General features: G+C 48.9%; 11 protein-coding genes and 2 tRNA genes. 8 read left to right on the forward strand and 5 right to left on the reverse strand.

The window, feature by feature from the left end; genetic code table 11:
• Window positions 1–126 precede the first annotated feature (126 nt).
• A complete protein-coding gene (locus HMPREF2551_RS07825; protein WP_070592024.1) occupies window positions 127–612 on the forward strand; it encodes a DUF4189 domain-containing protein in 486 nt (161 codons plus the stop codon).
• A 73-nt stretch (window positions 613–685) separates the two neighbouring features.
• Here HMPREF2551_RS07825 and HMPREF2551_RS07830 read toward each other — a convergent pair whose 3' ends face one another.
• From HMPREF2551_RS07830 to HMPREF2551_RS07845, 4 genes are all read right to left on the reverse strand, one after another.
• Window positions 686–1,126 (reverse strand): hypothetical protein, encoded by a 441-nt coding sequence (locus HMPREF2551_RS07830; protein ID WP_070838282.1) that lies wholly within the window; start codon window positions 1,124–1,126, stop codon window positions 686–688.
• Window positions 1,127–1,197: 71 nt separating this feature from the next.
• Entirely contained in the window at window positions 1,198–1,644 is a 447-nt protein-coding gene (gene smpB, locus HMPREF2551_RS07835) for an SsrA-binding protein SmpB (RefSeq protein WP_003679566.1), read from the reverse strand.
• Between the two features lie 84 nt (window positions 1,645–1,728).
• Window positions 1,729–1,944 carry a hypothetical protein gene (locus HMPREF2551_RS07840; protein WP_003746135.1) on the reverse strand — a complete coding sequence of 72 codons (216 nt, stop codon included), beginning with the start codon at window positions 1,942–1,944 and terminating at the stop codon, window positions 1,729–1,731.
• A gap of 75 nt (window positions 1,945–2,019) precedes the next feature.
• Window positions 2,020–2,223: a cold-shock protein gene (locus HMPREF2551_RS07845; RefSeq protein WP_002217533.1), complete on the reverse strand. Its 204-nt coding sequence runs from the start codon at window positions 2,221–2,223 to the stop codon at window positions 2,020–2,022.
• Between the two features lie 257 nt (window positions 2,224–2,480).
• Here HMPREF2551_RS07845 and clpS point away from each other — a divergent pair, with 257 nt between their 5' ends.
• Window positions 2,481–2,792, forward strand: a complete 312-nt coding sequence (clpS, locus tag HMPREF2551_RS07850) for an ATP-dependent Clp protease adapter ClpS (RefSeq protein ID WP_003679561.1) — start codon at window positions 2,481–2,483, stop codon at window positions 2,790–2,792.
• Window positions 2,793–2,795: 3 nt separating this feature from the next.
• Complete coding sequence (gene clpA / locus HMPREF2551_RS07855; RefSeq protein ID WP_070838284.1) at window positions 2,796–5,075, forward strand: ATP-dependent Clp protease ATP-binding subunit ClpA; 2,280 nt, start codon at window positions 2,796–2,798, stop codon at window positions 5,073–5,075.
• A 66-nt stretch (window positions 5,076–5,141) separates the two neighbouring features.
• Here clpA and tkt read toward each other — a convergent pair whose 3' ends face one another.
• Entirely contained in the window at window positions 5,142–7,121 is a 1,980-nt protein-coding gene (gene tkt / locus HMPREF2551_RS07860) for a transketolase (RefSeq protein WP_070838286.1), read from the reverse strand.
• A 445-nt stretch (window positions 7,122–7,566) separates the two neighbouring features.
• Between tkt and ccoG the strand changes: the two genes are divergently transcribed.
• The 5 genes from ccoG (at window position 7,567) to HMPREF2551_RS07890 (ending at window position 11,128) form a co-directional block, all read left to right on the forward strand.
• Complete coding sequence (gene ccoG, locus HMPREF2551_RS07865) at window positions 7,567–9,051, forward strand: cytochrome c oxidase accessory protein CcoG (RefSeq protein WP_049348432.1); 1,485 nt, start codon at window positions 7,567–7,569, stop codon at window positions 9,049–9,051.
• Window positions 9,052–9,054: 3 nt separating this feature from the next.
• The gene (locus HMPREF2551_RS07870; protein WP_003746123.1) at window positions 9,055–9,621 is read left to right on the forward strand and encodes a FixH family protein; all 567 of its coding nucleotides are present in this window, start codon (window positions 9,055–9,057) and stop codon (window positions 9,619–9,621) included.
• 676 nt (window positions 9,622–10,297) lie between these two features.
• Complete coding sequence (gene pgsA, locus HMPREF2551_RS07880; protein WP_003679552.1) at window positions 10,298–10,858, forward strand: CDP-diacylglycerol--glycerol-3-phosphate 3-phosphatidyltransferase; 561 nt, start codon at window positions 10,298–10,300, stop codon at window positions 10,856–10,858.
• A 94-nt stretch (window positions 10,859–10,952) separates the two neighbouring features.
• Window positions 10,953–11,028 (forward strand) — tRNA-Gly (locus HMPREF2551_RS07885).
• A gap of 24 nt (window positions 11,029–11,052) precedes the next feature.
• Window positions 11,053–11,128 (forward strand) — tRNA-Gly (locus HMPREF2551_RS07890).
• Window positions 11,129–11,187: the final 59 nt, after the last annotated feature.

Consider the following 11,187-nt stretch of genomic DNA (forward strand, 5'->3'; position numbering starts at 1 on the left):
CGTCTGAAATTTCAGACGGCCTATTATCTGTTTGCCACACTGAATTTCATTTTAATGGCAAATTTATATCAAATAAGTACTTTTGCTTTATAATGACAACAAATACCCAACAAACAGGGAGCAAACATGAAAAAAACACTAACGACACTTATCCTTTGCGCACTGACTCCTGCCGCCCTGGCTGCCGATACTTACGGCTACCTGGCCATGTGGCAAAACCCAGCCGACAGCAATGAAGCGCTGCAAATCAAAACCACCAAAGAAAATGCCACCCAACTGGATGCGACGGCAGAACTCGAAACATTCTGCAAAGGCCAAGATGCCTTAGCCGGTATCGGCGCAGGCCAAGCAACAGGCTGCAAAACAGTTGTCCCTCTACATAATACCTGTATCGCGGTTGCCTACCCTAAAGCCATGGGCAAATTGACCGCTCAAAACGTAGTGGCCATTACCTCCCCACGTTTCAAAACCGTGCATCAAATTGCCTTGAACCAGTGTATCAAAAAATACGGCTCACAAGGACAATGTGCTTTAGAAACAGTCTATTGCACTTCTGAAACCTACTATCAAGGTACGGTCAAAACCCTCTGGGAAAAAATCAAATCCATTTAAGGCCGTCTGAAAATAAAACCGGCTTGCCCGATATTCTCCATATCACGGCAAGCCGGTTTTTTTATCCTGGCTTTTATTTGCTGTTTTTTTCCAACAATTTGGCGACAACGCCTTCAGCCTGTTTCACCAAATCAGGATTGGTTCGGAAGTGGTTTTCATCGTTCAAAGAATAGCTGACCGTAGAAACCGCATACTTGGTGCTTCGCAACACAAATACGCCTTTACGCAAGATTTCGTTATTGCCTTTGGTTTTGTAACGCAAGTTATACGGGCAAGAAGAATCATACAGTTTGCCGCGGTTGTCTGCGGTTACAATCGTGCTGCCAATGCCGCGTTTTGCCAAAGCTTTGGACAAAGCACGATCCAAATCATGCGGTCTTACTTTTGCGTTTTGAATGATGCAGACATGTTTGATGCTGGTCAGCTCTTCAGGTTTCAATACTCTTTGTTCGGTCGTAGAACACGCGCCCAGCAACAATACGGCTGAAGCCGCCGTTAAAATCATGGTTTTCATCTGTTTTCCTTTTTAAAATTTTCAAACAATAAATATTCAGACGGCCTTTATCAAAAGGCCGTCTGAAAAAATCAACGTACGTTTTTCATCAAACGTTGTTTCTCACGCTTCCAATCCGCTTCTTTCAGGCTTTGGCGTTTGTCATGCTGTTTCTTACCCTTGGCCAAACCGATTTCCACTTTGATTCTACCGCGGGTGTAATGCAGGTTTAAGGGCACAATCGTATAACCGGCGCGTTCGGTTTTGCCGATTAACTTATTGATTTCCGATTGTTTCAACAATAACTTACGCGGACGGACAGGATCTGGTTTGACATGTGTCGAGGCAGTGGGCAATGCGGTAATGTGGCAGCCCACCAAATAAAATGCGTCTTTTTTCCAGTAGATATAGCTTTCTTTTAATTGCACGCGTGCAGCGCGGATGGCTTTGACTTCCCATCCTTCCAATACTATACCGGCTTCGATTTGGTCTTCGATAAAGAAATCGTGAAAGGCTTTTTTATTATTGGCAATACTCATTGTGCTGATTCTTTACAAACTTTTCAGACGGCCTATTTTATCAGGCATGCTTAAAAAATAAAACGGCAAACGGTTTTGAAACGTTTATTCGCTTAAAACATGGCGGCGGTAAAAGCGGTCTATATCGGCAATGGCTTTTTCATCTTCAGGGCGTAAATCCAGTTTCAAATCGGCAAGGCGGATCAAAATTTGGTCTTCACGCTCGGCAACGGCACAGCTGACCTCGCCTTCGCTGCGAAAATGACGGATAAGCTCGTCCAACTGGTTTAAAGCATTTTGATAAGATGAATTTGGATTCATAATTTTTAACCCGAACGCCCATAAAAAATGGCGGGAAACCCCGCCATGATTTTACGGCTTACGCCGCGCATTTGATTAAGCAGCTTGAATGTTAGCAGCTTGTTTGCCTTTAGGGCCGGTGGTTACGTCGAAAGACACGCGTTGGCCTTCTTTCAGGGTTTTGAAACCTTCCATGTTGATCGCTGAGAAATGAGCGAACAAATCTTCGCCGCCTTCGTCAGGAGTGATGAAACCAAAACCTTTAGCGTCGTTAAACCATTTTACGATACCGGTTGCCATTAGAAACTTCCTATACTTAAAAATTAACAAAATCAGCAAAACAAGGCATACAGCAAACTAAAACGTTCAGCGTTTCTCCCTCGTTTTTATTACGCGGTCGAGTGCCAACTTCTGCTTAACCGTCTTTTTACATTTGTTAAGACAAAACGTCAAGCTATGTTTTCAAAAAAGTGGGAAAATAGAAAAAATTGGCCGAAATACAACAGAAAACGGTTTGCACTCTAAAACAGGCCGTCTGAAAACTGAAATCTAAGATCATGAACCATCCGAATACCGACCACCAATCCGATACCCTGCTCAGCGATATCAACACGCAGCCGCCGAAACGTTACGGCGTATTTTTATTGAACGACGATTACACCACCATGGAATTTGTCGTCGAAATCCTGACCGAAGTCTTTATGCTTGCACAGGAACAGGCCGTGGCCGTCATGCTGCTGGTGCACCACGAAGGCAAAGGCCTGTGCGGCACCTACACGCGCGATATTGCGCAAACCAAGCAGCATCAGGTCATGGAACGCGCCAAAGCTGAAGGGCATCCGCTCAAATGTATAGTCGAAGAGGTTTAAACCATGCTTTCACCCGAATTGGAACACATCCTGCAACTGCTCTACCGTGAAGCACGCAATGCGCGTTATGAGTTTATCAGCTTGGAACACCTGCTTTTGGTGCTGATAGAAGAAGATGCAGCTGTGCCGAACGTCTTGAAACTGTGTGGTGCGGATTTGAAAGTCCTGTCCGAGCAGCTGGCCGCCAGTGTTGCCGAAAATACGCCGCAAATTCCCGATCATCTTCTGGATACGGTCGAAACCCAACCGACATTGGGCTTCCAACGCGTCATCCAACGGGCGATGGTGCATACCCAGTCTGCTGGTAAAGCCGCAGTAGAGCCTTTGGATATTTTGGTTGCCATGATGAGCGAATCCGAAAGCCATGCCGTTTATTTCCTCAAATTGCAATCCATTACGCGCTTTGAAGTCTTGCGTTGCATTGCCCATGGCTCACCCGATGACGAAGACGGCAATGATTCAGACGGCCTGGGACGTGAGGGCGAAGAAGCAGAACAAAAAACCGGCTCACTTTCCGACTACACCGTCAACCTCAACGCCGAAGTCAAAGCCGGCCGTATCGACCCTTTGATTGGTCGCAAACACGAAATGGAACGGTTGGTGCAAATCCTGTGCCGCCGCCGCAAAAACAATCCGCTTTTAGTCGGCGAAGCAGGCGTGGGCAAAACTGCGCTGGCGGAAGGTTTGGCACATCAAATCGTCAACGGCGACATTCCCGACGCGCTGAAAGAAGCCGAAGTGTACGCACTGGATATGGGTTCACTTTTGGCGGGCACGAAATACCGCGGCGACTTTGAAGCGCGGGTCAAATCCGTCTTGAAACAGCTCGAAAAAATCCCGCACGCCATTTTGTTTATCGACGAAATCCACACCATCATCGGCGCGGGCAGTACCAGCGGCGGCACGATGGACGCATCCAACCTGCTCAAACCCGCGCTGGCGAAAGGCTCGCTGCGCTGTATCGGCGCAACCACTTACGACGAATACCGCACCATTTTCGACAAAGACCATGCCTTAAGCCGCCGCTTCCAAAAAATCGACGTGGTCGAACCCACCGTCGCCGAAACCGTGCAAATCCTGCGCGGCTTGAAACCGATGTTTGAAGATTTCCACCAAGTGCGCTACACACAAGGCGCACTCGAAGCCGCCGCCGAACTTTCCGCGCGTTACATCAACGAACGTTTCCTGCCCGACAAAGCCATCGACGTGATGGACGAAGCAGGCGCGGCGCAACGGATTTTGCCCAAATCCAAACAGAAAAAAGTCATCGGCAAAGCGCAAATCGAAACCGTCATCGCCAAAGTCGCACGAATTCCCGAAAAAACCGTGTCCCACGACGACAAACAAGTGCTGCAATTCCTCGGCCGCGATTTGAAAAACATGGTTTACGGTCAGGAAAACGCCATCGACGCGCTGGTTGCCGCCGTCAAAATGTCGCGCTCCGGCCTTGCCCTGCCCGACAAACCGATAGGCAGCTTCCTCTTCTCCGGCCCGACCGGCGTCGGCAAAACCGAAGTCGCCAAACAGCTTGCCTACTCAATGGGCGTACCGCTGCAACGCTTCGATATGTCCGAATACATGGAACGCCACGCCGTATCGCGTCTCATCGGCGCGCCGCCGGGCTACGTCGGCTTTGAACAAGGCGGTCTTTTAACCGAAGCCGTCAACAAACAGCCGCACTGCGTGTTGCTCTTGGACGAAATCGAAAAAGCCCACCCCGACATTTTCAACGTCCTCCTGCAAGTCATGGACGCAGGCAAACTGACCGACAACAACGGCAAGAGTGCCGATTTCCGCAACGTCATCCTGATTATGACCACCAATGCAGGCGCAGAAAGCCTCAGCCGACCCAGCCTCGGCTTTACCGCCAAGCGCGAACGCGGCGACGAAATGCAGGCAATCAACAAACTCTTCACGCCCGAGTTCCGCAACCGTTTGGATGCGATTATCCCGTTTGCACCCCTGTCCGAACCCGTCATTGCCAAAGTCGTGGACAAATTCCTGCTCCAGCTCGAACACCAGCTCCTCGACAAAAAAGTCGAAGCCGAGTTCACACCAGCATTGCGCAAATATCTGGCGGAAAAAGGTTTCGACCCACAAATGGGCGCGCGCCCGATGCACCGCCTGATTCAGGAAAAAATCCGCAAACCGCTCGCCGACGAACTCCTGTTCGGCAAACTCGCCGACGGCGGCTTCGTGCGTATAGACTGGGATACGGCAAAAGAAGTAGCCGTGTTGAAGTTTAAGAAAAACAAGGTCAAACCTGAAGCAGAAGCTGTTTAACTGACTGAAAAATAAAAGGCCGTCTGAAATTTCAGACGGCCTTTTTATCTCAATCAAAAATCTGATTTACAAAACGGATTTAACAGTAGCAACCACATTATCTACGGTAAAGCCGAATTCTTTAAACAGCAAATCAGCAGGTGCAGACTCGCCGAAGCGGTTGATACCGACTACTGCGCCGTTCAAACCGACGTATTTATACCAACCTTCAGCGTGTCCGGCTTCTACGGCTACGCGCGGCAAGCCTTCGGGCAGAACGGCGGCTTTATAGGCGGCGTCTTGGCGGTCGAATACGTTAGTGGACGGCATGGAAACAACGCGCACGGCAATACCTTGTTCCGCCAATACTTTTTGCGCTTCAAGAGCCAATTCAACTTCAGAACCAGTGGCAATGATGACGGCTTGGGCGTTGCCTTGGGCTTCGCTGATGACGTAGCCGCCGCGTTTGATGTCGTTCAGTTGTTGCTCATCACGCGCTTGGAATTTCAGGTTTTGACGACTGAAAATCAAGCTGGACGGATGATCGGCCGCTTTAACGGCTTCAGACCACGCCACCAAGGATTCGACGGTATCGCACGGACGCCATACGTCCATATTTGGAATCAGGCGTAGGGTGGCGGTTTGCTCGATAGGTTGGTGGGTCGGACCGTCTTCACCCAAACCAATGGAGTCGTGGGTAAACACAAATACTGGGTTGATTTTCATCAATGCCGCCATGCGCAGGGCGTTGCGTTCGTATTCGCTGAACATCAGGAAAGTTGCGCCAAAGGGTTTCACACCGCCGTGCAAGGCAAGGCCGTTCATGATGGCGCCCATGCCGAACTCGCGTACGCCGTAGTGAATATAGTTGCCGCCGTGTTCACGGGTAACAGACACGCTGTTTGACCAGTCAGTCAGGTTGGATGGGGTCAAGTCGGCAGAACCGCCCACCAATTCGGGCAGCTCTTTGGCCAGAATTTCGATGCTATTTTGGCTGGCTTTGCGGGTGGCGATGGTTTCGGCTTTGGCACACACTTCTTTCAATGCGGCTTGAACGTATGCATCGAAGTTATCCGGCAGTTTTTTATCCATGCGGCGCACAAATTCTGCGGCTTCGGCAGGGTATTTGGCTTGATATTGAGCGAAGAGCTCGTTCCATTTGGCCTCAAGTTTTGCGCCTTTTTCTTTTGCATTCCATGCGGCATAGATTTCTTGCGGAATTTCAAACGCAGGATATGCCCAACCCAAATGTTTGCGCGTGGCTTCGATTTCGTCCGTGCCTAAAGGTGCGCCGTGGGTTTTGTGGCTGCCCTCTTTGTTGGCGCTGCCTTTGCCGATTAAGGTTTTGCAGCAGATGAGGGACGGTTTGCCGGTTTCGGCTTTGGCCGCTTCAATGGCCGTCTGAATGGCATCGGTATCATGACCGTTTACATTTGGAATCACATGCCAGCCGTAGCTTTCAAAACGTTGCGGGATGTTTTCGGTAAACCAGCCGTCCACTTTACCGTCAATGGAAATATTGTTGTCATCATATAAAACAATCAGCTTGCCCAAGCCCAAAGTGCCGGCGAGCGAACAGGCTTCGTGCGACACGCCTTCCATCATGCAGCCGTCGCCCATGAAGACGTAGGTGTGGTGGTCAACGATGTTCAAGCCGTCTTTATTGAATTCGGCAGCCAAGATTTTTTCGGCCAAAGCCATGCCCACTGCGTTGGCAATACCTTGTCCCAACGGGCCGGTCGTGGTTTCCACGCCGTCGGTGTAACCATATTCGGGGTGGCCGGGGGTTTTGCTATGCAATTGGCGGAAGTTTTTCAAGTCTTCAATGGATACGTTGTAGCCGGTCAGGTGCAACAGGCTGTACAGCAGCATGGACGCATGACCGTTGGAAAGGATGAAGCGGTCGCGGTTGTAGAATTTAGGGTTGGCGGGGTTATGGTTGAGGAACTTCGTCCACAATACTTCCGCCATTTCCGCCATACCCATAGGTGCGCCGGGGTGGCCGGAGTTTGCTTTCTGTACGGCATCGACTGAGAGGAAACGGATTGCGTTTGCCAGTTGAGACATGGTTTGACCTTCCTTGGACAAGATTGGAAATATGAAAAAAGGTGTGCCGATTATCGCCTGAATCAGCCGTGCTTTCAAGGATAGCTTTTGATATTCGCTTTGTCAGACGGCCTGTTTCCACTCGGTTGCCCGAAACGGACGGGACAGATGATATTAACTGTTATTTCGTTTTGAAACAGTGCTTTATATATTTTTATCGTGTAAATAGCAAATCACTATAAGTTTGTACACAGGCTGAACCGTAAACCTTTGAATACCGCCCTTTTCAGACGGCCCTACATCAAACGGCCGCAGGGAATCCATTGTTAAGACAAAGTCCTTCTTTTGCTTTGAATAGAGTCAAATGTTATGATTTGTATGCACGCGAAAAGGCCGTCTGAAAATATTCACATCAAACTACTACCATGACAACAGGCTTGTGTGCACTTCATCAAGGAACACTGAAATGTCACCAGAAAACCAAGCTGAAAACACCACACCCTCAACAGAAAAAACAGCAAAAGCTACTCCGCCCAAACCTTCCAAACCCAAATCCAGCGTGATTCAAATCCATCCCGAAGGCGAACGCATCCATCCTAAAAAGGCGGAAGGACGCTTTGCCAAACTGCGTATCGCCGCCGTATTGGCGACCCAGTTTGTATTTTACGTTATTCCATGGTTCAACTGGAGCGGCCGTCAGGCGGTTTTATTCAATATCCCTGACCGTCATTTCTTCATTTTCGGACTGTCGCTGGGCATGGGCGATTTGATTTACCTTGCCTTGCTGCTGATGATTTGCGCATTCGGATTGTTTTGGTGGACAACCATTGCCGGTCGTTTGTGGTGCGGCTATTCATGCCCGCAAACGGTTTACACCGAAATTATGCTGTGGATTGACAACTTGGTCGAAGGCGATAGAAACAAACGCTTGAAACTGGAAAAATCGCCTTGGAACTTTACTAAAATTCGCATCAAAGCCACTAAATACCTGCTGATTTTCCTTGTCTGCGCATGGACAGGCATTACTTTTGCAGGCTGGTTTGTCCCGATCCGCCAGTTTGTTCCTGATTTGTTTGCCGGAGCAGCAGGCGGCGGCGCGATGTTTGCCGCAGCGTTTTACGGATTCATGACCTTCTTCTTCGCCCACATCATGCGCGAAAAAGTGTGTCTGCATATGTGTCCGTATGCACGTTTCCAAAGTGCAATGTTTGATAAAGACACGCTGATTATTTCTTACGATGCCGAACGCGGCGAACCGCGCGGCGCACGCAAGAAAACCGCCAACAAAGAAGACAGCGGCTTGGGCGACTGCATCAACTGCACCATGTGCGTGCAAGTCTGTCCCGTCGGTATCGACATCCGCGACGGTTTGCAATACCAATGTATCGGTTGCGCGGCGTGTATCGATGCCTGTGACGAAATCATGGACAAAATGGGCTATGAGCGCGGCTTGATCCGTTATACGACCGAAGGCGCGTTGGAACACGAATACCCTGAAAGCGACATCAAAAAACGCTTGAAACGTCCGCGCGTAGCCGGTTATGGCGCAGTACTCCTGGTGGTCATCATCGCCTTCCTGGTCGGCATTTCCACCCGAAAAATGGTCGAAGTCGATATCCTGAAAGACCGTGGCGTCATGGTTCGCGAAAACAGCCAAGGCTGGTTGGAAAATGCCTATAACCTGCGCATTATCAACAATAGTGAAAACGAACAACTGATGACCGCAACCGTCAAAGGCTTTGATGAAATCGCGCTGACCGGCCTGCCTGAAAACGGTATTAAAATTGCGCCGCGGGAAACCGTTACCATCCCGGTACAGGTATCCACCATTCCCGAATACGCCGACAAAGGCAGCCATCCGATCGAATTTACCTTTACCTATCGCGAGACCGGCTCTGCCGACTCCAAACCGACTACTTTAGAAGAAAAAGCAACCTTTATCGGAGAATAAACGGTGTCCCCACAACCCCAAATCAAACCTTGGTACAAACATATTTGGCCCTGGGTGCTGATGGCCGGCCCCATCTTCGTCGTTATCGCCAGCGTTTCCATGTTCTTCGTCGCAAAAGAACATACGACAGACTTGGTGTCTGACGATTACTACAAAGACGGCAAACACATCGAAATCCAACTTCACCGCGATGAAGAAGCCGTTAAACGGCAAATTCAGGTGCAGGTTTTAATCAGTCCGGATATGAACGCCGCCAAAGTATTCGTCAGCGGACAATTCGATACCAAACAGCCATTAAACCTATTGTTGATGCACCCGACACGCAAAGCCGATGACCAAACCGTCAAGCTGCGCGCCGTAACAGCCGAGCCGCAAAACGGCCGCATGGAATACGAAGCCGTCTTTAAGCCTTTACGCCCAACCAATCATTGGTACTTGCGCGTTGAAGATGCTTCAGGCGTATGGCGTGTTGAAAACAAATGGATAGTCAGCCAAGGCAATGCAGTCAACCTGACACCCATGGACAAATTGTTCGACAACGGCAAACAAGCCGCTTCAACAGAACAATAAATCCCGACCCAGGCCGTCTGAAACCTTTCAGACGGCCTGAAATCTTCATACCCTCTTATATTCCCTTCCAAATATGATTTTTTCCGATTGGCGTAGACTTACCGAAAACGAAGTCCGTATGGCAAAAAAAGTTTTTTCGGACAGCATAGACTTCCACCGCATCAAAATATATCGCGGCATTCCACTTATACCCAACGCCAATACCGCCATTGCACCCAATGGAAACATATACTTTCCGCGCAAACACTGTCCCGAAGATTTCACTCAAGCCAGCATAGCCTACAAAATTTGGCTGATTCATGAGCTGACACATGTCTGGCAACATCAGCGCGGTCACAAAGTTTGGCTTTCCGGCCTATTCATCATGCTCAAAGGCGGATACAGAAAACACAAAGCTTACGCCTACCCCATCCCTTTACCCCACATTAACCAATTAAATATCGAACAGCAGGCAGACCTTATTGCCCACTATTTCGCAGCTACTTTTCTACCCAAAAACATTTACACCCCGCAACAGCCTATTTTTCAGACGGCCTTAGCAGATTTTCTTCACAACCCACACGACAAAAATCTATGCCCGAGATACTTGTCGGCAAAAAAACAACACTTCAAAAAGCAGAGTGAACAAATAAGCTATAATGAACAACCCGACACATCATCCAAAAGATCCCAAACCATGCCTTGGAACATACCTATTTTACTTACCTGGATGCGCGTCCTATTAATCCCCGTGTTCACCATCCTATTCTATTTACCGAACACATGGATTCAACCACAAACCGTCAACTGGACAGCCGCTATTATCTTTGCACTTGCCGCTATTACAGACTGGTTCGACGGCTTTTTGGCACGCCGCTGGAAACAAACTTCCGACTTTGGCGCATTCCTCGACCCCGTTGCCGACAAACTCATGGTCGCAGTTGCCCTGCTCCTGCTCGTCAGCCTTGGCAGGACATACGCCATCTTCGCCATGATTATTATCGGCCGGGAAATTACCATTTCTGCCTTGCGTGAATGGATGGCGCAAATGGGCAAACGCGGCAGCGTTGCCGTGGCAACCATCGGTAAATTCAAAACCACTGCCCAAATGATCGCCATCTTCCTTTTGCTTATCGGCACAGACAAATATAATGATCCTTTCTATCTAATTGGTAACATATTGATGTTTATAGCATCTGTATTGACCATCTGGTCAATGTGCTACTACCTGAAAATGGCATGGAAAGAATTCAAATAAATTTTTTAAAAAAATAAAAACAAAACACTTGACGCACGCGATTAAATCCATAATAATTGCGTCTTCTTCGATATACGAAGCAACAAATATCAGAGCGGGAATAGCTCAGTTGGTAGAGCGCAACCTTGCCAAGGTTGAGGTCGCGAGTTCGAGACTCGTTTCCCGCTCCAGTTTAATTTCAGATGCACTCAAATGCGGGAATAGCTCAGTTGGTAGAGCGCAACCTTGCCAAGGTTGAGGTCGCGAGTTCGAGACTCGTTTCCCGCTCCATTCTGATGACTTGTTGATTGTTCTTTTTCAATATGCGGGAATAGCTCAGTTGGTAGAGC

It is taken from the genome of Neisseria sp. HMSC066H01 (assembly GCF_001837375.1).
Classification (GTDB): Bacteria; Pseudomonadota; Gammaproteobacteria; order Burkholderiales; family Neisseriaceae; genus Neisseria.

Bases quoted from the DNA above. Each gene is read 5' to 3' on its own strand.
- HMPREF2551_RS07825 (WP_070592024.1), top strand. From the start codon at position 127: ATGAAAAAAACACTAACGACACTTATCCTTTGCGCACTGACTCCTGCC.
- HMPREF2551_RS07830 (WP_070838282.1), bottom strand. From the start codon at position 1,126: ATGAAAACCATGATTTTAACGGCGGCTTCAGCCGTATTGTTGCTGGGC.
- smpB (WP_003679566.1), bottom strand. From the start codon at position 1,644: ATGAGTATTGCCAATAATAAAAAAGCCTTTCACGATTTCTTTATCGAA.
- HMPREF2551_RS07840 (WP_003746135.1), bottom strand. From the start codon at position 1,944: ATGAATCCAAATTCATCTTATCAAAATGCTTTAAACCAGTTGGACGAG.
- HMPREF2551_RS07845 (WP_002217533.1), bottom strand. From the start codon at position 2,223: ATGGCAACCGGTATCGTAAAATGGTTTAACGACGCTAAAGGTTTTGGT.
- clpS (WP_003679561.1), top strand. From the start codon at position 2,481: ATGAACCATCCGAATACCGACCACCAATCCGATACCCTGCTCAGCGAT.
- clpA (WP_070838284.1), top strand. From the start codon at position 2,796: ATGCTTTCACCCGAATTGGAACACATCCTGCAACTGCTCTACCGTGAA.
- tkt (WP_070838286.1), bottom strand. From the start codon at position 7,121: ATGTCTCAACTGGCAAACGCAATCCGTTTCCTCTCAGTCGATGCCGTA.
- ccoG (WP_049348432.1), top strand. From the start codon at position 7,567: ATGTCACCAGAAAACCAAGCTGAAAACACCACACCCTCAACAGAAAAA.
- pgsA (WP_003679552.1), top strand. From the start codon at position 10,298: ATGCCTTGGAACATACCTATTTTACTTACCTGGATGCGCGTCCTATTA.